This is a genomic window from Paenarthrobacter sp. E2MeOHC11 (assembly GCF_058744955.1).
In genome coordinates this window covers 4,483,735-4,510,572 of sequence record NZ_CP196673.1, presented here as the reverse complement: position 1 = coordinate 4,510,572, position 26,838 = coordinate 4,483,735, and the positions used below count along the sequence as shown (strand labels likewise).

Below are 26,838 nucleotides of genomic sequence, written 5' to 3'. Positions count from 1 at the left end.
GCTTGATGTATGTCCTCAATTTCCGGGTCTCAATCTCCATCAGACCGCTATCAAGCGGCAGCCCAGCGGGCAGCTGAGTCGAAAACGTACCTTGGCGCCTTTGCCCGGTCCCTGGACTTCGACCTGGACGACTTCCAGCGTGAGGCGTGCAGGTCGCTCCAGGAGGGCCGCGGCGTCCTGGTAGCAGCCCCGACGGGTGCAGGTAAAACGATAGTTGGCGAGTTTGCCATTTATCTGGCCTTGGAGCGGGGACTTAAGGCCTTCTACACCACCCCCATCAAAGCGTTGAGCAACCAGAAGTTCTCGGAACTGGCGGCCAAGTACGGGGCAGAGAATGTCGGCCTGCTGACAGGCGACACCACCATCAACGGCGAGGCTCCAGTGGTGGTCATGACCACCGAAGTCCTTCGGAACATGCTGTATGCCGATTCAGAGACCCTGGGTGACCTTGGTTTTGTAGTGATGGACGAGGTCCATTACCTGGCCGACCGCTTCCGCGGGGCCGTCTGGGAAGAAGTCATCATTCATTTGCCCAGCGAGGTGCAGGTTGCCTCGCTCAGTGCCACTGTCTCCAACGCCGAAGAGTTCGGAGCCTGGCTGGATACCGTCAGGGGCGACACCGACGTCATCGTTTCGGAGCACCGTCCGGTGCCACTGTGGCAGCACGTCATGGTGGGTCGGGAAATAGTGGATCTCTTCGCTGGCGACACCACCTTTGACGAGATCGCGCCCCAGGCCCCTGGCACACCGGAAACCGAAGTGCCGGACCTTTCCGAGGCTGATGAAGTGGTGGACGAACCAGTGGCCGCTGACCGCAGGAACGCCGTCGCCAACCGCTCGTCTTCCCTCAAGGTCCGCCAGGCAGTCACCGGCCCGGAGTTCGAAGTCAATCCGGACCTGTTGGCCATGGCCCGTTCTGAGAGCCGCATGAACATGGGCGGCCGCTTCGGCCATGGTGGGCGTAGCCGTAGGCGCCAGGACCGCTATCGCGATGAGCGGCAGCAGTCAGAGCAGCGCAGCCCTGTCAGGAAGGCCAGCCGCCCACAGGTCATCGAGAGCCTCAGGCGCCAGGATCTCCTGCCGGCCATCACGTTCATTTTCTCCAGGGCCGGCTGCGACGCCGCAGTGGCGCAGTGTGCTGCATCCGGACTGTGGCTGACAACAGAGCGGGAACAGCAAATCATCGCCCAGCGAGTGGACGAGGCCAGCCACGAAATTCCCGCCGATGATCTCGATGTCCTCGGTTTCTGGGGTTGGCGCGACGGACTTGTCAGGGGCTTTGCCGCCCATCACGCAGGCATGCTTCCGACGTTCAAGGAAGTGGTGGAAAAGCTCTTTGCCGACGGCCTGGTCAAGGCCGTCTTCGCCACCGAAACGCTGGCCCTTGGGGTTAACATGCCGGCCCGTTGCGTGGTCCTGGAAAAACTGGAAAAGTTCAACGGGGAAGCCCACGTCAACATCACCGCGGGGGAGTACACCCAACTTACCGGTCGCGCCGGACGCCGGGGCATCGACGTCGAGGGCCATGCAGTTGTGTTGTGGCAACCGGGAACGGACCCTGCCGCTGTGGCCGGACTGGCCTCACGCCGCACGTACCCCCTGAACTCCAGCTTCAGGCCCACCTACAACATGAGCATCAACCTGATTGCCCAGTTCGGCCGCGGGCGCGCCCGCGAAATCCTGGAGTCCTCCTTCGCGCAATTTCAGGCCGACCGCTCCGTAGTGGGTCTTGCCCGGCAGGTTCGTGGACGTGAAGAGTCGCTGGCGGGTTATGCCAAATCCATGCAGTGCCATCTCGGCGACTTCACCGAATATGCGAAGCTCCGCCGCGAACTCAGTGACGCCGAGAATTTCGCTGCACGCGATCACCAGCGTGCCCGAAAGTCCCATGTTGCCGATTCCCTGGCCCGGTTGATTCCCGGCGACGTCATCAGCATCTACAGCGGCAGGCTGGCCGGGCATGCAGTGGTCCTTGACGTGGACCGAAACGCCCGTGAGCCCCGTCCGTCGGTCCTCACTTCGGACAACCAGCTCCGTCGGATCGGTGTCCACGACCTTGAAGGCCCGGTATCGCCGGTGACCCGGATCCGCATTCCGAAATCCTTCAACGCCAAGGTCCCGAAGGCCCGTCGCGACCTTGCCTCGTCCATGCGCCACGCCATCAGCGAAGACGCACCACACAGTCGCCGCAACAGCAGGCATGAGGACTTCGGCCTCGGAGCCCGCCTGCCGGACCAGGAAAAGAAGATTGCCGATCTGAGGCGCGAGCTCCGGGCCCACCCGTGCCATGGCTGCAGCGAACGTGAAGACCACGCACGGTGGTCGGAGCGGTGGTGGAAACTTCGCAAGGAAACCGACGGGCTTGTCCGCCAAATCCAAGGCCGCACCAACACCATCGCCAAGACGTTCGACCGTGTGTGTGATGTCCTGTCAGCATATGGCTACCTGGAGACGAACGACGCCGGCCAGGTCACCATCAGCCCCGACGGTCAGCGGCTGCGCAGGATCTACGGCGAAAAGGACCTGCTCATCTCCCAGTCGGTCCGCCGCGGTGCCATCAACGATCTCGATGCCGCTGAGCTGGCGTCCCTGGCCAGCACCTTGGTGTACCAAGCCAAACGCGAAGACCGCGGGCTGCGGCCAAAGATGCCCACCATTTCGCTGGAATCGGCTGTGGACATCATCATCCGCGAATGGTCCCAACTGGAGGACACCGAGGAGCACAACAGGCTTCCCTTGACCGGCGAACCGGAGCTCGGCCTGATGTGGCCAATGTATAAATGGGCCAAAGGCCGTCATCTTCAGGACGTCCTCAGCGGGACTGATCTCGCTGCCGGTGATTTCGTCCGTTGGGCCAAGCAGGTGGTGGATCTGCTCGACCAGCTGGCCAAAATCCCGCAGCTGGACCCCCGCGTGGCACGGCTCTGCCGGGAATCCATTGACTTGGTCCGCCGCGGCGTCGTGGCCTACTCCACGGTGGCCTAGCCCACGTCTTTATCTGATTTACTGCTTTCAATGCTCAAGGAGCCCAACCAATGAACCAGCCAGGCGCGCCTGCCGGCGGAAACCGCAACGCAAAGGACCGCCGGGTCACCATGTACCGCAACGGTTCGATCTATACCGCCGCTGATCCGTTCGCCACCGCCATGGTGGTGGACGGCGATACCGTTGCCTGGGTAGGTTCCGAGCAGGCAGCTACCTCCATCGCCGACTCGTCGATGGAGATTATCGATCTCCGAGGCGCCCTCCTGGCTCCGGGTTTTGTTGATTCCCACGCGCACCTGACCGAAACCGGCCTCGCATTGTCGGGCCTGAACCTCACCGCCGCCCGTTCGGCCAAGGAACTCCTCGACGCCGTCGCTGCTGCCGCTGCCGGAGGTTCCGGCAGCGTCCTGGGACACGGCTGGGACGAGACAGCATGGGACGACTCCACTTTGCCTACCCTCGATGAGCTCGAGCGGGCAGCCGGCGGGCGGCTGGTCTACCTCTCACGCATCGATGTCCACTCCGCCTTGGTCTCCCCGTCACTGGCCGTAGCAGCTGACTTGGACGGCATGGACGGGTTCTCCGGCAGCTCACGGGTGGTGCGTGCCGCACATTCTGCCGCACGGCTTGCAGCACGGCACTTCCCTGCGTCGGAACGACGTGCTTACCAGCAACGAGCCCTTCAGGAAGCGGCTTCCCACGGTTATGTCGCATTGGCTGAAATGTCGGCGCCCCACATCTGCGGACCAGATGACCTCCGGATGGCTGCCTCTTGGAATGACGACGGAAGCAGCCCGGAGATCCTCCCGTATTGGGGTGAGCTGGCTTCATCGGCAGAGCACGCCCAAAGCATCATCGACGGTTTGGGTACAAGGGTCCTGGGCCTCGCGGGGGACCTCAACATGGATGGTTCCATTGGCTCCCGAACCGCGGCCCTCATGGACGACTATGCGGATGCGCCAGGGCACCGGGGCAGCTTGTATCTCTCAGTGGATGATGCGGCCCGACACCTTGCCGCTACGTCCCAACTGGGCATCCAGGCAGGCTTCCGTGTCATCGGCGATGCTGGCCTCGATGCAGTCCTTGGAGCGTTGGATGCAGCAGCGGCCGAGGTGGGAGAGCAGCGTATTCGAGCCGCGGGCCACCGACTTGAACACGTTGAGATGGCCGATCAATCGGCCATCGACAGACTGGCCAAGTACTCCATCACCGTCAGCGTCCAGCCGGGTTTTGATGCCGCATGGGGCGCTGCAGGCGGACTCTATGACCAGCGACTGGGCGGCCGGAGCAAAGCCATGAATCCTTTCGCTTCCTTCTATGCAAGCGGAGTGCCGATTGCGTTTGGCAGCGACAGCCCTGTCACGTCCTTGAGGCCGTGGTCCAGTGTTCGGGCGTGCCTGGAGCACAACAACCCGGAGCAGCGGATTTCTGCCAGGGCTGCATTCCTGGGCCACACCCGGGCGGGCTGGCGGGCTGCGAAGCACCGAAACCCCCTGATGGGCCAACTGGTGCCGGGTGCACCTGCCAGCTTTGCCGTGTGGGAAGTCGAAGAACTCATGGTTCAGGTGGCAGACAGCCGCGTACAGTCCTGGAGCACGGACCCCCGGGCGCGGACGCCGCTGCTGCCTGCGCTGGACACCGGCAGCGATCCCCGCTGCTTGCAGACGGTCCGTGAGGGCCAAGAGCTGTTCGCCCACGAAAACCTCCGCGCCTAGCCCGATCATTTTCCTGCCCCGGGAGGGTCACTGAACTGGGCAGACACATGGAACCGCAGGTCACCGGCCGGTTGACAGTGTGGGGGGAGTCCGTAGCATTGAGGCTCAACGGACAATCAACGCAGCGGCAAAAGCCGGGGCTTGGGGGTTCGGCCGTGGCCGGAACACGTTCATGGTGGCGGCAAACAGGTGGGCAGGTCCGCAGCGACCCAGAAAACAGTTCGTCAGGGATTCTATGCCCGGCGCCACTGGTCCTGGGCTTGTGGACCTGCCCGCGGCATTCCGGTCCCTCTCCACGCCAGTGCCTGTGTCCGACACCACAGCCGCTCAAGGAGTGCCCGCCGGCGTCCTATAATGGAGAGTTGCGCCAGAATGCCAGCCGCCAGGCTGGTCCGGCACACTGACCGCTCCATCAAGGAAAGGCCTCTTCTTGCGTGTCCTGACGATCATTCCCACCTACAACGAGCTCGAATCGCTCCCCGTGACACTGGGACGGCTGCGCGCAGCTGTTCCCGAGTCTGATGTTCTGGTGGTTGACGACAACAGCCCTGACGGCACGGGACAGCTTGCCGACGAGTTCGCCGCAGCGGATACCCAGGTGCACGTCCTGCACCGTAAGGGCAAGGAAGGACTCGGCGCCGCCTACATCGCCGGTTTCAAGTGGGGCCTGGCCGCAGGATACGACGTCCTGGTGGAGATGGATGCTGACGGTTCACACAAGCCGGAGCAACTGCCACTGCTTCTCGATGCCGTCAAGGACGGCGCAGACCTCGCAATGGGCTCCCGTTGGGTTACCGGTGGAAGTGTCGTTAACTGGCCGCTGTACCGCCAAGCCATCTCCCGCATCGGCAGCACCTACGCGCGCATCATGTTGGGTGTAAAAATCAAGGACGTAACGGGCGGCTACCGCGCCTTCAAGCGCACCACGCTTGAGGCCCTGAACCTGGACGAAGTCGAGTCGGTTGGCTACGGCTTCCAAGTGGACCTCGCGTGGCGGGTGGCCAAACTTGGCCTCCGTATCGAAGAACGCCCCATCACGTTCGTGGAACGTGAACTTGGTGCCTCCAAGATGAGCGGCAACATCGTGGTGGAAGCCATGATCAACGTCACCAAATGGGGAGTGGCGGCACGCTGGGCTAAGCTCACCCGCAAGTCACCTGCCATCGCAAAGTAGTAGCAGCAGAAGAAAGGCCGGGTCCGGTTCCTTGAGGAACCCGACCCGGCCTTTCGTGTCTGCGTTGCAGGCTATGCGGAACGACGCTCTCCACGGCGTTCACGCAGAATGTTCAAACGATCCTCAAGGATCTGCTCCAGTTCGGGAAGGCTGCGACGTTCAAGGAGCATGTCCCAGTGGGTACGCACAGCTTTCTCATTGGCATCCACAGGACGCTCGCCGTCAACCAGAAGCGCTTCCTTGCCCGTCTTGGAGACCCAAACCGGGGGAATCTCGGCTTCGGAGGAGAAGGTTACGAAGACCTGCTCGCCATCCTCGCAGCGGTACTCGACCCGCTGGCGCGGTGCCGGTTCAACGCCGGACTCGGTTTCCATGCTTTGGGCGCCAAGACGCATACCCCGCAGGCTGCGATCGCTCATGATTACTCCCTCTGTCTGTTCGCGGAGCAGGAACTCCGCGCTAGCCGTAAGCCGTTTTCACGTTCCTTACGGACTACTTCTGCACACCTTGCATCACTAATTGCAACGCCTGGCAAAGCTTTTATGTTCCATCCACACTGAACCAGCCGGACAAATATCCCATTATACGCGGAACAGGTCCTACTACTCAAAAGGCGGTATCGCCAACGAGCGGCCAGCCGGATGGCTGACCGCTCGCAACGCCGTCAATAGTAGTTATTCAGCGGGCTTCGCGTGTTCCCCGGATGCCGTGGGTGCAGAGGCCTTGGGTTCCTCATTGCCACCGAAGAGACCAACAGGGGAGTCCCCGCCGTTCCCACCGAGGGCGCCACCAATGCCCTTGAGCGCTTCGCCGACTTCACTCGGAATGATCCAGAGTTTGTTCGAGCTTCCCTCAGCGATCTTCGGGAGTGTCTGCAAGTACTGGTAGGCAAGGAGCTTCTGGTCCGGGTTTCCCTTGTGGATCGCGTCGAAGACCTTCTGGATGGCTTGGGCTTCACCGTCAGCACGGAGGATGGCTGCTTTCGCGTCGCCCTCAGCAGCGAGGATAGCGGCCTGTCGCTGGCCTTCTGCGGTGAGGATCTGGGACTGCTTGGTGCCTTCAGCGGTCAGGATGGCTGCACGGCGGTCACGCTCTGCGCGCATCTGCTTTTCCATCGAGTCCTGGATGGAGTGGGGCGGATCAATCGCCTTCAGCTCCACGCGGGATACGCGGATGCCCCAGCGGCCCGTCGCTTCGTCGAGGACTCCGCGCAACTGACCGTTGATCTGGTCACGGGACGTGAGGGCTTCTTCAAGGTTAAGCCCACCAACCACGTTACGAAGCGTGGTGGTGGTCAACTGCTCCACGGCCTGGATGTAGTTGGCGATCTCGTACGTTGCTGCCCTTGGATCGGTGACCTGGAAGTAGACCACGGTGTCGATGGAGACCACCAGGTTGTCTTCTGTGATGACCGGCTGCGGCGGGAATGACACTACCTGTTCACGCAGGTCGAGCAGCGGCAACAGCCGGTCGACGAACGGGATCAGGATGGTAAGTCCCGGGTTGAGCGTGCGCTGGTACTTGCCGAGTCGTTCAACGACGCCGGCACGCGCCTGCGGGATGATCCTTACCGAGCGGACCAACACGATGATGACAAAAATGACGAGAACAATCAGCACAATTGCTGCTGCTGTTCCTCCTAAGCCGTCCATACATCTCCTTCGTTCCCCAATTGCGTGGTTTGATGCGGCTATGCGCGGGCGGGCTGCCCAACCCGGCAACCGACTAAATCAATGGGCGCGCTTCAGCGCGGGCTGTTGTCGGCAGACGAGGCGACTACCGCCGTCGCGCCGTCAATTTTGGTGACCTGGACTGTCGCACCGGCGTCGAGGACTCCCGCGGTGCTCCGTGCACTCCAGACGTCACCACCAATTTTGACGAGTCCGCTGGTTCCGCTCACGGCTTCTATGACGAGAGCGGACTGCCCAATCAGGCGGTCGATGTTGGATCGTTGTTCTTCGGGCCCCTTGTGGAGGTGCTTGAGCGCAACGGGCCGCACGAAGGCAATCATGAGGAGGGATACTACGGAGAAGATGACGATCTGCAGCCAAAAATCGGCGCCGGCGAAGTCAGCGATCAGCCCAGCGAGGGCTCCGCCGCCCAGCATGATGAAGAAGAGGTCGAGAGTCAGCATCTCCACCACTGCGAACGCGAGGAAGACCGTGAGCCAGAGGGCCCACCAATTCTCGCCGAGCCATTCAAACATCCGTTCCCCCTTGGTCCCGGATCCCGCGGGCGGGATCACAGTCGCTGTCCTTCCATCCTAGCCCGACGTACCGTCCCACGTCAGGACACGTTGAACACGCTGATCCGGAACTTCGCCGTGGTGGACACCAAACCGTCCAGTTCGGCGAGTTCGGACAGCTGCCCCGGGCGGAGATGGTGGCCGGCCGGGCCCATGACGGCGACGTCGGCCACCTCCGGTCCACTCAACACCAGGGGAATATCCAGGCTGTCGCTGGTCCCTGAACCGAAGTGCCCCCGCATGGTCTCTGCCAGTCGCTCTTCTTTGCCTTCTTCGATACCCAACATGCCTGTCCGGGCAGCGATTTCGGCAAGGTGGCCCGGCCGGGGTGTCACGATGACCAGTTTTCCGCCGGGGCGGAGCACGCGGGCGAATTCTGCGGGGTTCCGCGGGGCAAAAACCACCATGACTGCGTCCACGGAATTATCCGCCACAGGCAACGGGCGCCAAATGTCCCATACCAGGTTGATGGACTGCGGGTTGAGGCGGGCCGCCCTGCGGAGAGCGAACTTGGAGATATCCAAGCCGATGGCAGTGGCTCCGGTTTTCCGGACTACTGCGTGGAGATAATGACCGGTACCGGTGCCCGCGTCCAGAACCACCCCATCGGGTTGTTCAAGCACGCCAGCGGCTATGTCGGCAACTGCATCAGCCAGGGCGGAGTAGTGCCCGCCATCGAGGAACCGGTAACGTGCCGCCACCATGTCCGCCGTATCAGCTTCGAACACGGTGCCCTTACCAGTCAGCATGTTGAAGTAGCCCTGTTTCGCGGCGTCGAAAGTATGTCCGGACCGGCAGGCAAGTGTCCGCTGCGGGTCCGCCGTGAGATTGAACGCCCCTTGGCAAACAGGACAACGGAGGGCAGCGACGGCGTCGGACAACATGGCTTCAATCCTACGGCGGGACGGAGTGTCTGGTGCCGCGCGCGTGGCCGCCGGGCTAGGCTCACCCTCGTGAAACCCGAGCAACTTTCCCTGCTGAACTCTGTGTCCGCCCCGGCCATCCACCCCGATGGGACCAAGGCGGTGGTATCTGTCACAAGGCCGGATTTTGATGCTGACAGTTACGTCGGCCAGTTGTGGAGCATCCCCTTGGACACCACCAAACATCCGCGTCGCATCACCCGGGGCTTCAAGGACACCTCCCCGGCTTTCTCACCTGATGGCCTGGTCCTTGCCTTCCTTCGCAGCGAGCCCGACGGGAAGCCGCAGTTGTTCGTCGTGGAGGCGGCCGGTGGCGAGCCGCAGCGAATCACGGATCAGCATGCCGGAGTGGGTAGTTTCGAATGGGCGCCCGACTCCCACCGAATCGCCTTCGCGGCCCGCGTGCCGGAGCAGGGGCGCTACGGAACGGTCGACGGCGTCACGGCAGGCGGCGAGGACGGCCGCCTCATCACAACCAATCAGTACAGGGCGAACGGCCTGGGATATACCTCCGACCAACGCCAGCAGTTGTTCGTCGTTGAGGTCCCGGAACTGGGTGGCGAGCCGGCAGTCGCCCTCAGGGGGCGGGCCGCACACGAACAACCAGCCCGCGTGGTCTCAGGCGTTCCTGCAGCCAGGCAGATCACCTTTGGCGATGCTGACCATGAGTCTGCGTGCTTCTCTGCTGACGGTTCACAGCTCTATTTCGTGGCAGGCCTGCAGGAAGGACACGACGACGACCTGGTCACCTCGATCTACCGCGTCGATGCTTCCGGAGGCCAGCCCATCGCCGTCGAACCATCAATCGGGAAACTGCAGACCGTCACCGAGGTCCGCACATCAACTGACGGTCGGTGGCTCTTCTACCTTGCCCAGGACCTGGGAGAAACGGGCAAGGATTTCGTGGCACGCAACACCTCGCTCCATGCCATGCCCATCGGCGGGGGAGAGGCCACACGACTGACCGATGTCGAATACCTGGACGTCTCCGGGCCATTGGAGCCGAGCGGTCCCGCGAGCGTGCTGGTCCTGAACACGGCCCTGGGCAGCGTCGAACTGCTGGATGTTCCCGCGGAAGGCGGGATCACACCGCTTGTCCATGGCGCCAGGGTGGTCATTGGGGCAACCGTGGCGGCCAACGGAGAAATTGCGGTCAGCTATTCGGATGCCGCCACCGTGGGCGATGTGGCGTCGCTGGAACGAGGTGAGCTGCGCCTGTTGACGGACTTCTCTGCAGGCCTCAGGAACAACTCACGGGTCAGTGAACCAGTGGACTTCGAGGCATCCGCTGAGGACGGCCACCCCATCCACGGTTGGCTGGTGCTGCCTGACGGGCCCGGCCCACACCCCGTCCTGCTCAATATCCATGGCGGACCGTTCGCGCAGTACACCGGCGCCTACTTCGACGAAGCACAGGTTTACTCTGCTGCCGGATACGCAGTGGTGATGTGTAATCCGCGCGGGTCTTCCGGGTATGGCCAGGCCCACGGGCGGGCCATCAAGGAGCGCATGGGCACAGTGGATATGCAAGACGTCCTTGCGTTCCTGGACTCCGCCCTGGCGGCGGTGGATGCGTTGGGCGGGGACCGCGTAGGCATCATGGGCGGTTCCTATGGCGGCTACTTGACCGCATGGACCATTGCCCATGACCACCGGTTCAAGGCATCGATCGTGGAACGCGGCTTCCTGGACCCCGTCAGCTTCACTGGTTCATCTGACATTGGCTGGTTCTTTGGCGGAGAATACACCGGGGGTACGCCTGAGCAGATGGCAGCCCAGAGCCCTATGGCCGTCGCGGGCTCCGTCAAGACTCCGACCATGGTGGTTCACAGCGAAAATGACTTACGCTGCCCCATTGAACAGGGACAGCGCTACTATTCACAGTTGAAGGCCCAAGGCGTGGAAACTGCCCTGCTGGTGTTCCCCGGCGAGGACCACGAACTGTCCCGATCCGGGACTCCGCATCATCGCAGGCAACGCTTCGAACACATCCTTCGCTGGTGGGCGAAGTTCCTCCCCACGGCGTCAAACCAGCCTCACGCCCAGCAATGACGTCCCGGGTTTCAGCGCTGGAACCCGAGAGCCCGGGCGGCATCCTCAATCTCCGGAGCAGACCAACGCGCCGAGTGCTCTTCGTTGCTGGACAGCGACCGGATTTCGGCTCGGTCCAAGTACAGGCAGCCGTGGAGGTGGTCGGTTTCGTGCTGGACGATACGGGCCTGCCATCCTGAAAACCACTCTTCCATGGGCTCGCCGGCGGTATTGGTAAAGCGCAACTCGACGTTGCGGTGGCGTTTCACAACAGCCTGGTAGCCGGCGACCGAGAGGCATCCTTCGTAGAACGAGGCTGTCTCAATCCCGAGCGGCCTGTACTCCGGGTTGATGATGGCGAAGAATTCCAGGTGTTCCCGGTGGCGCACGGCCGCAGATGCCGGGTCAACCTCGTACTTGTCCTCAAGCACGGCCACTTGCAAGGGGATCCCCAGCTGCGGAGCAGCGAGGCCAACCCCCGGAGCATCGTGCATGACATCGCGCATCCGATCCACCAGGGCCATCAACTCTACGTCGTCGATCTGGCCATCGAACGGGGCGGCCATCTGGCGCAGGACCGGGTGCCCCGCCTGGACAATGACCGGGAGCTCTTCCGAATCAAGCAGTCGGCGGACAGTGTCCCTGATCTGCGTGGGATTGAAGTCAGTGGCAGGGCTCTTGGCCTCGGGATGAGGTTGGTGCGTCATGTGTTGAGCCTAACGCGGCAGTTGCCCGCGCCGGTGGACTAGGCTCGACGGATGAGCGATTCCACCCCTTTGGACCGTGTACTGGGCTTCGTCAAAACAGTTGAAGCCGGCGGCGGAGCTGCTGAGCTGCGGCCCTTCCTTGCCGAGGACTTCAAACTCACCGAGTGGCCGCATGCCTTGTCCAAGACAGGCTCCACCAGGACCCTCGCGGAAACGTTGGCCGGCGCCGACCACAGCAAGGAAATTGTTGCCAATCAGCGGTTTGACGTTGTCCGCACCACCAGCCAGGAAAATCGGGTAGTGCTGGAAATGAACTGGTCTGCCACGCTGCTCCTTGACCTGCCCCATTGGGATCGCGGCGACACCATCCGTGCCCGGAGCACCGCCGTTTTCGAGCTTCGCGAAGGCTTGATCATCAGCCAGGACACCTACGATTGCTACTACACAACGCGGAATAGCTAGCGCATGGTGAAGCGTCGCTCCACCAAGCCTGCGACGGCGGGAACCTGAAGAGCACTGGCGAAGAGCTTGTTTCTGGCGACCATGACATGAGGTGCCAGCGGTCGGCCGAGAGCCATGTTCAACCCGGCCTGTCTGGATGCCCGCAGAGCTGCACTCCGGCGTGACTTTTCGAAGTTCTTCAGAATTCGCCCCACATCGTCCCCCCGGAACGAAGTGCCCATGATGGGCGCGAGTGCAGCGGCGTCCAGCCATCCCAGGTTCATGCCCTGCCCTCCGATAGGGCTTATTTCGTGCGCAGCGTCCCCGAGAAGGACCAGACGGCCGTGAACCATCCGCTTCGCCAGCCGTGAACGCACTTCGAAGGCGCTCACCATCGTGTTGGTGCCGGCATCCAGTACCTCGCCCGTCCTGACCCCAACCAACTCAGCCAGCCCGGCCGCCGTCGAGCCATTGTCCGGCGCTCCCAGCCTTACCACCCACCTGCGCACGCCACCTGGCAGCGGAAACGACTCCACAATCCCCGCAGGCTCCAGAAACAGGACGGCGTCGCTCCCATGCCCGGTTGTATCCGCGAAGTCGCCCATGATGTAAGAGTCCGGATAGCTCCGGGACGGAAGGTGCGGCAGGACCCGCTGACGGAATAACGAATGCGCTCCATCAGCAGCCACCGCCAGGCTGGCACGGAGTTCACGTCTCCCTGAAGATGAGTCCGCCACGATGTGGACGGACCTGAAATCGTCCACTACCTCCTGAACATCGGCGCCGCGGATAATGGCCCCCGGGTCCAATGCCATCACCGTCTTCTCGAGGATGTTCTCCGTGATTGCTTGCGGCACTGCAAGGATGAACGGATATACGGGGTCGCCGTCGAACGCCAAGGTGGCAACCTTCTGCCGTTGGCTGTAGGCCACGCCCTGGCGGATATGGACCCCGGCCGCAATCAGCTCGTCGGCGACCCCGGCTCGCGCCAACTCCGCCAGCGCTGGAGGGTGGATGCCGATGGCCCGTGAACGGCCACTCCTGGTGATGCGGCGCTCGAGGATGCGGACCTGGTGCCCGCCCTGGAGCAACAACGCACCCATGAAGAGTCCCACCGGACCGGCACCGACAATCACAACGTCAAGCATGTTCTTGCCTTTGGTCCTGGGTCACGGCAAGGCGCCGCTCATGGACGAGCAAGTTATGCCACGGGCCGTTCCTTTCGACCCGCCATTCGTCGGGCACCGCTGATGCCAGTTCCGCCGCTGTATAGCTGCGCTTGATGGACGTCAGGCCATCACCCCAAATGTAGGAACCCAGGCCCAAGGGCCAAAAGCCTGCAGCGAACAACAGGTAAGCGACATTGCTGCGATTGAGGTCATTGTGGAGGACAAGGCTTTTACTGAGCGACTCAGAGTCGCGCAGTACGCCTTCGAATTGCCCGGAGTCGAGGTGGTGGAGGATATGGTTCGAGATCACGATGTCGTAGGTCCGTGCCTCCCGAACGAGCTCGGAGCTATGGGCCTGACGATAGGTAACTCCATCCACGCCTCGCGCCTGTGACGCGAATGCATACGCCCTGGCGTCGGGATCGATGGCTGTCACCTCGAGGGTGAAGCCATCCTGCCGAGCCCACAGCGCAAGGCTCCGGGCAACGTCTCCGCTGCCGCATCCGATGTCCAGCAGCGATCCTTTCGTGCCTGCCGTCAGCAGGGGCCGGATCCGTTGGTGGTAGGTGCCCCGCCACCCCGAAAGTAGGCTGTTGACCACCGGAAACCTGGCGTAGGTCCTATTGAGGCGTTCGGAGTCGCAGTCGGCCCTGTCCATCTCCTCAATTGCGTGCAGATCCCTGTCCTGCAGGGATCCCCATGGACTCACAGGGCAGGGGAGACCAGAGTAAAGAGGCCAGTCTCCACCGTCAGGCCCGGACCGAAAGCCATGGAACAGATGCGCTCCTCACGGTCCGTGGCTGGCTTCTCCATCATGTACTTCAGGACAAACAACACCGTGGCGCTGCTCATGTTGCCGTACTCGCGCAGTGTCTCCCGGGCAGGCACCAACTGTTCCTGTGTCAGCTCCAGCTTGGATTCCACCTTGTCCAGGATGCTGCGGCCACCGGGGTGGATGGCCCAATGTGTGATGTCCCTATAAGGGAGCCCGGCCAGCTGAGGCTCCTTCGCGAGAAGCGGCTCCAAGGCTCCGGTGATGTGTTCTTCGATGATGTGCGGAACGTACGAGCCCAGCACCATTTCGAATCCTTCGTCGCCGATGTTCCAGGCCATGGCTTCCTCGCCCACCGGGGTGAGGACAGTTTCGAAATGGTCCAGCCTGATCACCGGATCCGGCCCCTCCGGTTCACGGGCGGTGACGATTGCTGCCGCCGCGCCGTCGCCGAAAATGGCTGAGCCCATGATCGTGTCTGGATCATTCGAGGTCCTGACGTGAAGGGAACAGAGCTCAACACAGATCACCAGAACCACAGCCTTGGGATCGGCCATGCAGAACTGCTTGGCTGCCTTGAGTGCCGGGAAGGCGGCATAGCAGCCCATGAATCCGAGGTGGTACCGCTGCACAGCAGGGTTGAGCCCAAGGGCCCGGACCACCTTGTAGTCGGGTCCTGGATTGAAGAAGCCAGTGCAGGAGACCGTAATGACGTGGGTGATGTCGTCCAGGTCGATGCCGGACGCTTGAGCCACAGCCGTCTTTCCTGCCTCCACGAAAAGCTTGGTGGCTTCGGTGGCGAAGATTTCGTTCCGGACCTTGGTGCTGGGGCTCAGGACCCTGTTGGTTTCGGGATCGAAGAACCTTGGATTCTCGGGATGGGCGTCAAGGCTGAGCTCTTCGACCGCGGTGTAGCGGGTGTCGATGGCTGCTGAATCAAAACAGGTGGTGACCAGACGCGTTCCCAGCCGGGTCAGGCCTGGCTGGGACGCAAAAACTTCGCGTGCTTGTTGCTGGACGAGGATGGTTGGCGGAACTGCGGTTTCAAGGGACCTCACGTATACCGGCATGCTTCATTCTTAGTGAGTGAACCTGTGAAGACAATGGCAGAATCAAACGTACTGACCGAGGTTGGTCAAGGTGAGCCAGGCGACGCCGACGGGGAACTGTTGGGCAGCGCCGCCGAACAGATGGAGAAATCATGACTTTTGCCGCGGGCGCTGACACGCAATCTCCCGATTCGCACGTTGCTGACACCCACGACCTGATCCGGGTTCAAGGTGCGCGTGAAAACAACCTGAAAGACGTCAGCATCGAGATTCCGAAGCGTCGGCTCACAGTGTTCACGGGCGTTTCCGGGTCCGGGAAGAGTTCGCTGGTATTCGCCACGATCGCTGCAGAATCGCAGCGCATGATCAACGAAACGTACAGCGCGTTCGTGCAAGGCTTCATGCCGTCCCTGGCCCGACCGGACGTTGACATGCTCGAAGGCCTGACGACGGCGATCATCGTGGACCAGGAGCGAATGGGGTCCAACCCGCGGTCAACGGTGGGTACGGCCACCGACGCCAACGCGATGTTGCGGATCCTGTTCAGCCGCCTGGGACACCCCCACATCGGCTCACCCAACGCCTACTCCTTCAACGTCCCGACAGTGAAGGCCAGCGGTGCCATCACTGTGGAGCGTGGCGAGGGCAAGACCAAGACTGAGAAGGCCTCCTTCAACCGCTTGGGTGGAATGTGTTCGCGCTGTGAGGGCATGGGTTCGGTCAACGACTTCGATCTGACCGCACTGTACGACGACAGCAAGTCGCTCAGTGAAGGCGCACTTACCATCCCGGGCTACACCATGGATGGCTGGTACGGACGCATCTTCAGCGGTTCGGGTTTCTTCAACATGGACAAGCCCATCGCCAAGTTCACCAAGAAAGAACTCCACGATCTCCTGTACCGTGAGCCCACCAAAATCAAGGTAGAGGGCATCAACCTTACTTACGAAGGCGTGATCCCCAAGATCCAGAAGTCCATGCTGAGCAAGGACATCGACGCGCTCCAGCCGCACATCCGGGCGTTCGTTGAGCGGGCCATCACGTTCACCACGTGCCCTGAGTGCGAAGGAACGCGCCTGAGCCCCGAGGCAAGATCGTCGAAGATCAAGGGCAAGAGCATCGCAGACGTGTGCACCATGCAGATCAGCGACCTTGCCGCTTGGATCCGCGACCTCGACGAGCCTTCCGTTGCTCCGCTCCTGAAGGGACTGCAGCACCTCCTGGATTCCTTCGCCGAAATCGGACTGGGCTACCTTTCCCTTGATCGGCCCGCCGGCACGTTGTCCGGGGGAGAGGCACAGCGGACCAAAATGATCCGGCACCTTGGCTCGTCCCTGACAGACATTACGTACGTCTTCGACGAACCCACCATTGGGCTGCACCCGCACGACATCGAGCGAATGAACCAGCTCCTGCTGCAGTTGCGGGACAAAGGAAACACCGTCCTGGTGGTGGAACACAAACCCGAGACGATCGCGATTGCTGATCACGTTGTGGACCTGGGACCGGGCGCCGGTACCGGTGGCGGCACCGTCTGCTTTGAGGGCGATCTTGACGGTTTGCGGGGGAGCGACACCATCACCGGACGCCACCTCGACGATCGCGCCTCCATCAAGGAGGACGTCCGTTCGGCTGCCGGCAAACTTGAAGTCCGCGGCGCATCAACGAACAACTTGAAGGACGTCGACGTCGACATCCCCCTCGGCGTTCTCTGCGTGCTGACCGGCGTGGCAGGCTCCGGAAAAAGTTCCTTGATTCATGGATCGGTCGCAGCCCGCGACGGCGTCCTCGTGATCGACCAGGGCGCCATCCGCGGGTCCCGCAGGAGCAATCCTGCCACCTACACAGGACTCTTGGAGCCGATCCGCAAAGCCTTCGCCAAGGCCAATGGCGTGAAGCCGGCGCTGTTCAGCTCTAACTCCGAAGGCGCCTGCCCCACCTGTAATGGCGCCGGCGTTATCTACACGGACCTCGGCGTCATGGCGACCGTTGAATCCACCTGTGAAGAGTGTGACGGAAAGCGCTTTCAGGCGTCAGTTCTGGAGTACAAACTGGGGGACCGAAATATTGCAGAGGTGCTTGCAATGTCTGTCAATGACGCAGAGGGCTTCTTCAGCGAGGGGGAGGCACGCACCCCTGCCGCCCACAAGATCCTTGACCGCCTTGCCGATGTTGGCTTGGGCTACCTGACCCTCGGCCAGCCACTCACAACATTGTCCGGCGGTGAGCGCCAGCGCCTCAAGCTGGCAACGCAGATGTCCGAAAAGGGCGATATCTACATTCTGGACGAACCGACCACCGGCCTGCACTTGGCCGATGTCCAGAACTTGCTGGGAATGCTGGACCGATTGGTGGAGTCCGGCAAGTCAGTCATCGTCATCGAACATCACCAGGCTGTCATGGCTCACGCCGACTGGATCATTGACCTTGGTCCGGGCGCAGGACACGACGGCGGCAAGATTGTTTTCGCTGGCACGCCCGCCGAGCTTGTGGCTGGCAAGTCGACGCTCACCGGCAAGCACCTGGCCGCCTATGTGAGCGCCTGAGACCTTCTCGCGTGGCGGGCCGGCAGAGTCCATGCCGGCCCGGCTCCTTCCTGATCCCTTGCATCAGTAGGAGCCTCAATTCGCAGTGTCCCACTGAATGTGATGCCGATACACCCAATCAAAGTTGTCCGTGGACTTCCGTGCGATCCCACGGAAGACCACGGGCAGCACCAGGTCCTCGAAAACGCGCTTGAACTGGCCGCGGATCTTCGGCGCCGCATTTCTGCGCCCCCATTCGACCACCGATTCCGCCCGGGTCCTGCGTTCGTTCTCATAACGCGCCAGCGCCTCCGGAATTGCGTCCGGCTCCAGGCCCTGGAGCGAACGACCCAACGTGACCGCATCTTCGATTGCCATGGAAGCTCCCTGACCGGACGACGGCGACGCTGCATGGGCGGCATCGCCCACCAGAACAAGCCTCTCGCGGTGCCAGCGGGGAATGCTTGGAAAATCCGAGGTCGTGTATGGCCTGATGATGTCATCCGTAGCGGCGATAATGGCCGCCATTATCGTACGGTCCCCGGCGACGAGCCTGGTCAACCAAGCTTTGCGGGCGCCGGCGTCCAAGGTGGCGGGATCTTCAGAGGACCGTTGCAGGGGATTGGCAAACCACCAGATCCGGCCGTCGGGATCCTGCATGTAGCAGTAGAAGCAGCGCTTACCGAAAACCATCTTCATGCGCCCGGCTTCGACGTCCATCGGCCCGGGCTCCAGAACCCCGGCAGGGACTATGCCGCCCGTGTTGAGCAACGGAATGATCCTGGGCGCCGGCGACGTGGGGTCTATCAACGTTCTGACGCGTGAATGAAGGCCATCGGCACCAACCACAATGTCCCCACGTTCTGTGGTTCCGTCGTGGAACACTGCCCTCACGCCGTCGCGGTCTTCTTCCACCATGGTCAGCCGCTTGTTGTAAACGATGCGGATACCGAGCCGACCGACTTCTTCCCTGAGCAAGCTGTACAGCTCGGAACGGGTCATCGTGCGGGCAGTGGTTCCGTCGGGCAGGGACCCGCCGAAGTCGAAGTCCATGAGGTGTTTGCCGTTACTTCCCAAGTACATGGACATGAGTGGAGTACTGAAACCCAAGTTGTCTGCTGCCGCTTTGAGTCCGAGGGTTTCCAAGGCATCGAAACCGTTGACGGCCACTGTCAGGAAGCCGCCGATACCATCCGACGGCGCTCCGTAGGCTTCGAAAATGACAGGTCGATGACCGGCCTTGTGCAGCGCTATGCCGCTGGAGAGTCCGCCAATACCAGCACCCACAACCATGCAATTCAACATCAGAGCCTCCAGTTATTATTTCGTTCGGTCGAACGAAATATATCGCTGAGACTCGGGTGCGTCAATCCTTTCGGAATCGCGAAATACCTTGCTAGCCTCTGAGGATGCACTCAGACGGCGACGCGGACGCTCGAAAGGCCCTGCTGGAAGCTGTTTTCGCTTCCGGCCGGGAACTATCGACGGCGGCCGTGATGTTCCACACGAAACTCTCCGAACTCCGAGGGTTGTCCGCAACCGAAGGTAAAGCCATAGATATCCTGCTGCGGTTCGGGCCCATGACGGCAGGAGAATTCGGCCAGCATTCAGGCTTGGCGCCAGCCTCGGTGACCGGGCTGATGCAGCGGCTGGAAGGCAAGGGCATAGCCCGCAGGGTCAGGCATGACGAGGATAAACGGAAGGTATTGATAGAGCTGATCGGCGACCAGGTAACTGCCGCTACGCCATACTTCGTCGATTTCATGAGTGGATTGACGGGCTTACTTGAGGGCTACAGCAACGACGACCTGCGTGTCATCGCCGATTACTCCGCCAAGGCCGCGGAAATCCAGAAGAACGCAGCAGCGCGCTTGGGAAACGAAGCAGGCTGACGCTCAGCCCGACACCCCTCCTGAGCACTCGTTCATAACGCCGATAATCTACATTATGTAAAGTAGAACAGTGATTATTGCATCTGATGCATGATCGCCTCTCCTCCGCCCGACGCCACCCGTATCGCTTCCATTGAAGCCGAAAAATGCACCCGACCTGCGGAAACTCCGCACTAATGGGCGGCCCAAGCTACTCGAAAGTGCATCGCACAGGCCTCAAAAGCTGGGTTGCATCAAACTGGAATGGCCCTCGGATCCGCGGATTTGCGCCGGTTCTGCATTAATTGCATGATGCTTGCATCCAATGCAATGCAACAGGAGGCTTCGTGGCGGTCGATTCAGCGGGACGGGTGCTCGACTTCGGCGCTGTGAGTTTCCTTCACCCGGAAGACTACGTGTTCACCCAGATGCTCACTGGCTGGCGTAACCAGCAGTTGAGCCGGAACCTGGCGTTTGGCACCATCGAGGGCCGGGAACGGCTAGTGACGCGGTTCCAGGAGTCCACCAACGAGTATCCATGGCAATGGACGCCGGCCCTCGTGGACGAGTTCTTCGGGGATCTTCGCAGCGTGAAGCACGCCGCGCAATCCACCATCCGGAGCTACCAGGCAGCGCTGAGGGCGTTCTGCTCCTACGCGGCGTCGCCTGAGTATGGCTGGGACCGGGTCTGCGAACAGTACTTCGGAACACACCCTTCGCAGGTCTGCTTTGACTGGAACACCGCGGTCCATGCGCAGGCGACAGAATCCACTCCTGTCCGGCGCCCATTTACCAGGCAGGAGTTACAGGCCTTCTTTGACCGAGCCGATGACGAGGTGGACCGGATCGCGACTCTGGGCCGCAAGGGCTGGCTGCCGGCCTACCGCGACGCTGTCCTGTTCAAGGTGGCCTACAGCTGGGGCCTGCGACGCAATGAGGTCAGACACCTGCAGACCGTGGATTTTGCCCGGAACCCGCACGCCCGGGAATTCGGCAAGTAAGGAGTGCTGCAGGTCCGCTATGGCAAAGCCATGAAAGGGGCTCCCCCGAAACGGCGCAGCGTCCTGACGGTGTTTGACTGGTCGGCGGAGATCATCGCAGACTGGCTGGAACGCGGCCACCCCTACATGACCGACGGGCTGGACCTGTTCCCCTCCGAACGCGGCACTTTGGTTTCCGAGACTGCGCTGAATCGCAGGTTCAACCGGTACTGCCAAGATCTGGGGCTCTCCCCCGGCCTGGACATCCACTCGCTGCGCCGCTCCTACGTCACCCACCTCATCGAAGCCGGCTTGGACCCCCTATTCGTCCAGCACCAGGCTGGACACGAGCACGCCTCGACCACGGCCCTCTACACGTCGGTTTCCAGTGATTACCGGGTCAAGACACTGCGCCGGGCCCTGGACTCCACCGTCCGGGACGCCCTTGCCGGAATGGAAGACTGAACCCCATGAAAAGAGAGATCGACTACCGGTGGCGACTCGCCGAACTCATGGCAGCCCGCGGACTGCACAACAGCACCGACCTGGGCCCGCTGCTAAAAGAACGCGGCATCGAACTTTCGGCCTCCCAGGTATACCGGCTGGTCACGCAACGCCCGGAACGCGTCTCACTCATGATGGTCGCCGCCCTCTGCGACATCTTCTCCTGCGGACCCGAAGACCTGGTCACCGTCACGGCAACAGACGCCAAAGTCCGCAAGGTCGCCTCCGACACCAACGTCGTGGACCTGAACAAGACCATCCGCCCCAAACGCGCCCGCGTGATCCGCGATGACGGCTGAGACCACCCCCGGCCTGGCGTCCGTGGCCGACCCCGCACCGCAGGCAACTTCACCTGCGACAGATGCTCACGAACAGCCGGCAAACACCGCACCAGCTGGCCTGAAGGCAGGATCTGCGGAACCTGCTTCACGATCGCCATGCGCACGCACGGACCCTGCCCCGGCTGCCAAACGGCGCGTTTGCTTCCCGGGCGGTCTGCTGCCCACGGCGACCAACCTGTCTGCGTCGATTGAGCGGGCATCACCCAGGATTACCACTGCTCACACTGCGGCACGGAAACCGAGCACTATCGCCAGAACACCTGCGCACGCTGCTCGCTTCGGGATGACCTCACCGTCCTGTTGCGCGTCGACGAGGCCCCGGGATCGGAAACAACGGCGACGAGACTGCTCGGCGCGCTCTGCGGAGCCCAGCGTCCCGAAAGCATCCTGACTTGGCTGCGCAGGGCCAGCGTTCGCGACCTGCTTACACGATTGGCCACCGGAGGCATCCACCTCAGCCACGAAGCGCTAGACAAGGAACCCAACAGCCTGCGCGTGGAACACCTGCGCAGCCTACTCACCCACCACCAGCTACTCCCTGCCCGGGACCACTATCTTGCTCTCTTCGAGCGGTGGCTACCCACCAAGCTCGACGCTATCGATGATCCCGAGATTCGGCGGCCCATCGAGTCCTTCGCCCGCTGGCACCACCTGCGACGCATCAGGAACATATCCGTGAACGGGAAGCCCACCCGAGGCCCGGTGCACAGTGCGAAGCAGGAAATCACCGAAACCATCAAGTTCCTCACTTGGCTCAAACTCACCCACGGTCGGACCGCAGCCTCGTGCGTTCAAGCTGACGTCGACGCGTGGCTGGCGGACGGCCCGACCACCAGGCACGCCATCAGAACCTTCTTCGTCTGGGCTGTCGAGAACCGGACCTGCGCCAACATCACGATCGGTTTTCGGCAGGCCAAGACCACGCCGCTGCTCACCCAGGGGCAACGGCTCTCCATGCTCAAAGCCTGCCTCGCGGACGACATCGACACGTTGCCCTATCGGGTCGCCGCAATTCTCCTGCTGCTCTACGCCCAGCCAGTAGTGAAGATCGCCGCGATGAAGAGCACCGACGTGATCCTCACGCCCGAGGGCCTGCGCCTGTCACTCGGCGACGAACACGCAGCGCCAGTACCCGAACCCTTCGCCGCCCTCCTCGCACAGCATCTGGCCTCCCGCCCCAACATGCGCACAGGGAGCAGTTCTGGCAGCCAGTGGCTGTTCCCCGGCTACCGGCCCGGGCAACACATCCACCCCAACACCCTCATGGAAAGGCTCCGGGAAAACGGCATCAACCTCCTCGGCGCACGCAACGCATCCCTGCGCGCGCTCGTCAAGGAAGTGCCCGCCCCGCTCGTCGCAGAAATGCTTGGCTACAGCTACCAAGTCACACAAAAACACGCTGCAGCAGCGGCGGGCCAATGGCAGCTCTATGCGCCAGGCCGAGCGCCTGCCCGACAGACTGCCACTTGAATTCCGGCAGCCTGGGACTCACCATCCCATGTCACGGGCAACCTCTGTGCGTGCGTCGTCGATCTGCGTCTGGGTGACACCAGGTATGTCCGTCTCAGATTCAATGCGAGCCAAGAGATCCGCCAGGGCCTGTTTCTCCGCCGGGTGCGTTATCGGCACCGAGTTCAGATCAACCGACATGAGCCAGTCGTACAGAACAACAACGTCCGCGCGCCAGAGATTGACGCTAACAGTTGGTATCGAAGGATCCATTTACCAAACTCCCCACCTCTAGTCCGCCCCAAATGGAGGACGCTAGAACAGAATAGTTTGGAATCGAATACGCACGGTTACCAGTAAAGGGAATGAGTCTCCCCTGAGCCCGACCAATTAACCGATGCTTCGGCAGTGGCCAGTCCTGTCGGAAGTCCTTATTGACCTTGTTGGTCCCCGGCGATGTTGACAAGCCACCCGATTCCGAACTTGTCGACGCACATCCCGAAGGTGTCGCCCCAGGGTGCCATTTCCAGCGGCACCGTCACGGTTCCGCCGTCGACCAGTTTGTCCCAGTAGCCACGGAGCTCGGCTTCATCGGCGGATTCCCCACTCAAGGAGACGGACATATTGTCGCCGGGGTTGTACTGCATGCCATTGGGGGTATCAGCGGCCATCAGCGTCAACCCGCCCGGTGTCTCCAGCATGGCGTGCATGACCTTGTTGGCCTCGGCCGGGTCTTCACTGGCCTGATAGTCGCCGAATGTGCTGATGTTCAGTTCGCCGCCGAAGACTGATTCGTAGAAGGTAATGGCATCGCGGGCGTCGTCCTGGAAAGAGATGTATGGATTGAGGCGGGTTGTCATTGGTCGGTTCTCCTCATGGTTGTGATGTGTGCGGCCGTGCTAGCAGCGCCGCGAGGCGCCTGTCCTACAAAGTTTCAGTCGCCGTCGTACGCCTTTTGCAAGGCGTTGATGTCCAGTTTTCGCATCTTCAGCATTGCCTCCATTGCACGCCGTGAGCCTTCAGGATCCGGGCCGTTCAGCAGTCCGGTCATTGCTGTCGGGACAATCTGCCACGACAGGCCAAACTTGTCCTTCAGCCAGCCGCACATGCTCTCCTCACCCCCGGCAAGGAGGGCGCCCCAATACCGGTCGACTTCTTCCTGGGAGTCGCAGTTGACTACGAGGGAAACTGCCTCGTTGAATGTGAAAGCCGGTCCCCCGTTGAGGCCCATGAACTGCCTGCCCTCAATCTCGAACTCGACGGTCAGGGCACTGCCATCAGGCCCCGGCATAACCTGCCCCATGGATGAGTTTCCGAAGGTCGACGTGTAGAACTCCGCGGCCTCGACCGCCTGGCCGTCGAACCATAAACACGTGGAAATCTTTTGCATCAACCACTCCTCAAGGATCTCGGGAAACGCTGGTCCCCCGACCGAGGCTAGTACCGCCGGTCACCGCGCACAATGCACGACGGCGAATCCACCCGACGTCGGTTGTCCCACCGAACCACCGGGCTGCTGACAGTGAAAACCGCTAGTCCCCCGCGGTCCGGACCCGGCTGACCAGCCCCACGGTGTTGGCCTCACTGTCCTCAATGAACGCCATCCACTCTTCTGAATCCCGGGGTCCCAAGGTGTCGTCGTCATGGGTAAAAATCATGTGTGGCTCCGCGATGATCCTCACGCCCCGGTTCCGAAGTGCTGCCACGGTTCCGTGAAGGTCGCCCACCTCCAAATAGATCAGTGCCGAAGGCGCTCCCCTCTCCAGCAAGAGCCGGACACCGCCAACATCAAAGAACAGGAGTCCAGGGGGTTCGAACAGGGCACTCGGTTGGGCGTCCAGCAGCGCAGAGTAGAAAGCTGCCGCGCGCTGCAGATCCTCGGCGTGCTGGGCCACTTGAATAAGTCTCAAGGCGTCCTCCTACGCTGGTTTGGTCCTTTGGCTCCTGTCATCATGGCTGTCACGCCCGTCAACAGGCAAGGAGGCGCCGCAGCCCGGACTTCGCCCCTTTGGCCCATGCCGGATAGTGTCAGGAGCATGCTTTCATCATCCAGATCGTGGATCCCGGCAGTACTCGCCGACGTCGTGTTGATTCTTGTTTTCGCTGCTATCGGCCGGGACGCGCACGCACGGGGCGACATAGTCTCCGGCGCCTTCTCCACGGCGTGGCCATTCCTCGCCGGAGCAGTCATCGCCTGGACAGTCTCACGCGCGTGGCGGGCGCCGTTTGCGTTGTGGCCGTCCGGCGTAGCCATCTGGATCGGCGCGGTGCTTGTTGGGATGCTGCTGAGGGCCGCCACTGGCCAGACGGTAGTGTTGCCCTTCGTCATTGTGGCGACGATCAGCCTCGCGGTTTTCCTGCTCGGGTACCGTGCACTGGTTGCAGTGTTGGTGCGTGCAGCGCAGGGACGGCAACGCGGTGTTTGATCAAGTCGCGTCGCCGGAGAATGCACTACGCTGGAAACAGTCCGCAACGATGCTTTTCCGGAAAGGCCCCACGTGATCACCGCTTTCGTCCTGATCAAGACCGATGCCTCACGCATCCCGGAGACAGCTGAGCAAATCTCTGCCATTCAAGGCATCAGCGAGGTCTATTCCGTCACAGGCGAGTGGGACCTCATTGCGGTAGCCAGGGTCACTAAGCACGACGAGCTTGCGGACGTGATCGCCGACCGCCTTTCGAAGGTTGACTCGGTGGTCCACACCACCACCCACATTGCCTTCCGCGCCTACTCGCAACACGACCTTGACGCAGCCTTCGCACTGGGGTTCGAGTAACAGTTCGCGTTCTGGAACCAGGAGGAATGCCCGAACTCAGCTCCGGCTGAGTTCGGTCCACTTCGCCAGCACGTGGGCAGCCTTGCCCGAATCAACGGATTCTGCTGCGCGGGCAAACGCATGACGCATACGCGAGATCAGGCTGCCGTCGGCGTGCAGATCAAAAGACACCAGTCCGGCTGCGGCATTGAGGAGGACTGCATCCCGTACCGGGCCGGTCTTCCCGTCAAGGACGTCCCGGACCACGCCTGCGTTTGCGGCGGCATCGCCGCCTCGAAGGTCGGCCACCGTTGATGGCACGATTCCGAGTTCCGACGGCGAGAACACCTGCTCAGTGACCGTTCCGTCCCTGATTTCCCAAACTGTCGATGGCCCGGTGGGCGTGAGTTCATCAAGGCCGTCATCACCCCGGAAAACCAGTCCACGACTGCCGCGGCGCGCCAGGACTCCAGCCACGAGCGGTGCCATCCGGGCATTGGCTACACCGACGGCGGAAGCCTGTACGTGCGCCGGATTTGTCATAGGACCGAGGAAATTGAATGCCGTTGGAACGGCGAGTTCCCGGCGCGGGACAGCAGTGTGCCGGAAGGAGGGATGGAAGACCTGCGCGAAACAGAACGTGATTCCGGCCTCCTCCGCATTTCGGGCCACCTGTTCGATCGAAAGGTCCAAGCGGACGCCCAAGGCCTCCAGCACGTCCGCTGAGCCAGAGGTCGAAGAAGCGGCCCTGTTGCCATGCTTAACCACCTTGGCCCCGGCCCCGGCAGCCACAAGCGCTGCCATGGTGGAGATGTTCACGGTGTTCAACCGGTCTCCCCCGGTTCCCACGATGTCCAACTTCTGCCCGGAGATATCGATCGGGTTGGCGTGCTGCACCATCGCTTCAACCAAACCGGCCAACTCTTCGACAGTTTCGCCCTTAGCCCGCAGAGCGACCAGGAAGCCCGCGATCTGCGCCGGAGTCGCTTCGCCGGCCATGATGGTGTTCATGGCCCACTCTGTGTTGCCCACTGCAAGGTCGTCGCCGTTGATCAGTGCTGAGATGAGCCCTGGCCAGGTATTGCTGGCTGCAGGTGCCGATGCCGGAGAAGTCACTCCCTGATGCTATCGAGCCAGCCACGCCGATGACCAATGTGAACGCGGCCGGGAACTTTTCCGCGCGAATTCGCGTCTTTGTAGA

25 protein-coding genes and 1 pseudogene are annotated in these 26,838 nt (G+C 61.9%); 12 read left to right on the top strand and 14 right to left on the bottom strand.

All coding sequences use genetic code 11. The annotated features are described in order from the left end of the window. The first annotated feature begins 9 nt into the window (after positions 1-9). The 3 genes from ACSSVG_RS20905 (at position 10) to ACSSVG_RS20895 (ending at position 5,874) form a co-directional block, all read left to right on the top strand. Positions 10-2,985, top strand: a complete 2,976-nt coding sequence (locus ACSSVG_RS20905) for a DEAD/DEAH box helicase (RefSeq protein ID WP_492416096.1) — start codon at positions 10-12, stop codon at positions 2,983-2,985. Between the two features lie 50 nt (positions 2,986-3,035). Beyond that, entirely contained in the window at positions 3,036-4,700 is a 1,665-nt protein-coding gene (locus tag ACSSVG_RS20900) for an amidohydrolase (RefSeq protein ID WP_492416094.1), read from the top strand. A gap of 430 nt (positions 4,701-5,130) precedes the next feature. Further along, positions 5,131-5,874 (top strand): polyprenol monophosphomannose synthase, encoded by a 744-nt coding sequence (locus tag ACSSVG_RS20895; RefSeq protein WP_231340131.1) that lies wholly within the window; start codon positions 5,131-5,133, stop codon positions 5,872-5,874. A 71-nt stretch (positions 5,875-5,945) separates the two neighbouring features. On the opposite strand, the gene ACSSVG_RS20890 is transcribed toward ACSSVG_RS20895, so the two are convergent. The 4 genes from ACSSVG_RS20890 to ACSSVG_RS20875 form a co-directional block, all read right to left on the bottom strand. Then, the gene (locus tag ACSSVG_RS20890; RefSeq protein ID WP_011774875.1) at positions 5,946-6,293 is read right to left on the bottom strand and encodes an RNA polymerase-binding protein RbpA; all 348 of its coding nucleotides are present in this window, start codon (positions 6,291-6,293) and stop codon (positions 5,946-5,948) included. Between the two features lie 255 nt (positions 6,294-6,548). Further along, positions 6,549-7,526: an SPFH domain-containing protein gene (locus ACSSVG_RS20885; RefSeq protein WP_231340130.1), complete on the bottom strand. Its 978-nt coding sequence runs from the start codon at positions 7,524-7,526 to the stop codon at positions 6,549-6,551. A gap of 92 nt (positions 7,527-7,618) precedes the next feature. Further along, positions 7,619-8,080, bottom strand: coding sequence for an NfeD family protein (locus ACSSVG_RS20880; protein WP_231340129.1), 462 nt, complete (start codon positions 8,078-8,080; stop codon positions 7,619-7,621). An 80-nt stretch (positions 8,081-8,160) separates the two neighbouring features. Then, positions 8,161-9,003: a methyltransferase domain-containing protein gene (locus ACSSVG_RS20875; RefSeq protein ID WP_231340128.1), complete on the bottom strand. Its 843-nt coding sequence runs from the start codon at positions 9,001-9,003 to the stop codon at positions 8,161-8,163. A gap of 69 nt (positions 9,004-9,072) precedes the next feature. Here ACSSVG_RS20875 and ACSSVG_RS20870 point away from each other — a divergent pair, with 69 nt between their 5' ends. Next, complete coding sequence (locus tag ACSSVG_RS20870; protein WP_492416090.1) at positions 9,073-11,094, top strand: S9 family peptidase; 2,022 nt, start codon at positions 9,073-9,075, stop codon at positions 11,092-11,094. Between the two features lie 11 nt (positions 11,095-11,105). Here ACSSVG_RS20870 and ACSSVG_RS20865 read toward each other — a convergent pair whose 3' ends face one another. After that, entirely contained in the window at positions 11,106-11,780 is a 675-nt protein-coding gene (locus ACSSVG_RS20865) for a peptide deformylase (protein ID WP_231340126.1), read from the bottom strand. A 51-nt stretch (positions 11,781-11,831) separates the two neighbouring features. Between ACSSVG_RS20865 and ACSSVG_RS20860 the strand changes: the two genes are divergently transcribed. Next, the gene (locus tag ACSSVG_RS20860; RefSeq protein ID WP_492416088.1) at positions 11,832-12,242 is read left to right on the top strand and encodes a nuclear transport factor 2 family protein; all 411 of its coding nucleotides are present in this window, start codon (positions 11,832-11,834) and stop codon (positions 12,240-12,242) included. Here ACSSVG_RS20860 and ACSSVG_RS20855 read toward each other — a convergent pair. The 3 genes from ACSSVG_RS20855 to ACSSVG_RS20845 are packed head-to-tail and all read right to left on the bottom strand — an operon-like array spanning position 12,239 to position 15,232. Continuing rightward, a complete protein-coding gene (locus ACSSVG_RS20855; RefSeq protein ID WP_492416086.1) occupies positions 12,239-13,369 on the bottom strand; it encodes an FAD-dependent oxidoreductase in 1,131 nt (376 codons plus the stop codon). The two genes, ACSSVG_RS20860 and ACSSVG_RS20855, sit on opposite strands and share 4 nt — an antisense overlap. Continuing rightward, entirely contained in the window at positions 13,362-14,099 is a 738-nt protein-coding gene (locus tag ACSSVG_RS20850) for a class I SAM-dependent methyltransferase (protein WP_492416084.1), read from the bottom strand. Before ACSSVG_RS20850 ends, ACSSVG_RS20855 begins: the two co-directional genes overlap by 8 nt. Beyond that, complete coding sequence (locus tag ACSSVG_RS20845) at positions 14,096-15,232, bottom strand: type III polyketide synthase (protein WP_231340122.1); 1,137 nt, start codon at positions 15,230-15,232, stop codon at positions 14,096-14,098. The genes ACSSVG_RS20850 and ACSSVG_RS20845 overlap by 4 nt, the downstream gene beginning before the upstream one ends. A 131-nt stretch (positions 15,233-15,363) precedes the next feature. On the opposite strand from ACSSVG_RS20845, the gene ACSSVG_RS20840 reads away from it, so the two are divergent. Next, complete coding sequence (locus ACSSVG_RS20840; protein WP_492416082.1) at positions 15,364-17,757, top strand: ATP-binding cassette domain-containing protein; 2,394 nt, start codon at positions 15,364-15,366, stop codon at positions 17,755-17,757. Positions 17,758-17,832: 75 nt separating this feature from the next. Here ACSSVG_RS20840 and ACSSVG_RS20835 read toward each other — a convergent pair whose 3' ends face one another. After that, the gene (locus tag ACSSVG_RS20835) at positions 17,833-19,041 is read right to left on the bottom strand and encodes an FAD-dependent oxidoreductase (RefSeq protein ID WP_492416080.1); all 1,209 of its coding nucleotides are present in this window, start codon (positions 19,039-19,041) and stop codon (positions 17,833-17,835) included. A gap of 104 nt (positions 19,042-19,145) precedes the next feature. Between ACSSVG_RS20835 and ACSSVG_RS20830 the strand changes: the two genes are divergently transcribed. From ACSSVG_RS20830 to ACSSVG_RS20815, 4 genes and pseudogenes are all read left to right on the top strand, one after another. After that, complete coding sequence (locus ACSSVG_RS20830; RefSeq protein WP_231340119.1) at positions 19,146-19,628, top strand: MarR family transcriptional regulator; 483 nt, start codon at positions 19,146-19,148, stop codon at positions 19,626-19,628. A 326-nt stretch (positions 19,629-19,954) separates the two neighbouring features. After that, positions 19,955-21,052, top strand: a pseudogene (locus tag ACSSVG_RS20825) (tyrosine-type recombinase/integrase). Positions 21,053-21,057: 5 nt separating this feature from the next. Continuing rightward, positions 21,058-21,390 carry a helix-turn-helix domain-containing protein gene (locus ACSSVG_RS20820; RefSeq protein ID WP_492416078.1) on the top strand — a complete coding sequence of 111 codons (333 nt, stop codon included), beginning with the start codon at positions 21,058-21,060 and terminating at the stop codon, positions 21,388-21,390. A gap of 342 nt (positions 21,391-21,732) precedes the next feature. Next, positions 21,733-22,902, top strand: a complete 1,170-nt coding sequence (locus tag ACSSVG_RS20815) for a site-specific integrase (RefSeq protein ID WP_492416076.1) — start codon at positions 21,733-21,735, stop codon at positions 22,900-22,902. Positions 22,903-22,920: 18 nt separating this feature from the next. Here ACSSVG_RS20815 and ACSSVG_RS20810 read toward each other — a convergent pair whose 3' ends face one another. The 4 genes from ACSSVG_RS20810 to ACSSVG_RS20795 all read right to left on the bottom strand — a co-directional run bounded on the left by ACSSVG_RS20810 (position 22,921) and on the right by ACSSVG_RS20795 (position 24,791). After that, entirely contained in the window at positions 22,921-23,154 is a 234-nt protein-coding gene (locus ACSSVG_RS20810; protein ID WP_492416074.1) for a hypothetical protein, read from the bottom strand. A 158-nt stretch (positions 23,155-23,312) separates the two neighbouring features. Next, on the bottom strand, positions 23,313-23,741 hold the full coding sequence (locus ACSSVG_RS20805) for a VOC family protein (protein WP_492416072.1): 429 nt from the start codon (positions 23,739-23,741) through the stop codon (positions 23,313-23,315). A 74-nt stretch (positions 23,742-23,815) separates the two neighbouring features. Continuing rightward, positions 23,816-24,271 carry a VOC family protein gene (locus ACSSVG_RS20800; protein WP_492416070.1) on the bottom strand — a complete coding sequence of 152 codons (456 nt, stop codon included), beginning with the start codon at positions 24,269-24,271 and terminating at the stop codon, positions 23,816-23,818. A gap of 142 nt (positions 24,272-24,413) precedes the next feature. Next, positions 24,414-24,791: a VOC family protein gene (locus tag ACSSVG_RS20795; protein ID WP_231340116.1), complete on the bottom strand. Its 378-nt coding sequence runs from the start codon at positions 24,789-24,791 to the stop codon at positions 24,414-24,416. Between the two features lie 126 nt (positions 24,792-24,917). On the opposite strand from ACSSVG_RS20795, the gene ACSSVG_RS20790 reads away from it, so the two are divergent. Next, positions 24,918-25,307 carry a DUF3054 domain-containing protein gene (locus ACSSVG_RS20790; protein ID WP_492416068.1) on the top strand — a complete coding sequence of 130 codons (390 nt, stop codon included), beginning with the start codon at positions 24,918-24,920 and terminating at the stop codon, positions 25,305-25,307. 72 nt (positions 25,308-25,379) lie between these two features. Then, positions 25,380-25,658, top strand: coding sequence for an Lrp/AsnC family transcriptional regulator (locus ACSSVG_RS20785; RefSeq protein ID WP_144648325.1), 279 nt, complete (start codon positions 25,380-25,382; stop codon positions 25,656-25,658). A 36-nt stretch (positions 25,659-25,694) separates the two neighbouring features. Here ACSSVG_RS20785 and trpD read toward each other — a convergent pair whose 3' ends face one another. After that, positions 25,695-26,753: an anthranilate phosphoribosyltransferase gene (trpD, locus tag ACSSVG_RS20780; protein WP_231340114.1), complete on the bottom strand. Its 1,059-nt coding sequence runs from the start codon at positions 26,751-26,753 to the stop codon at positions 25,695-25,697. Positions 26,754-26,838: the final 85 nt, after the last annotated feature.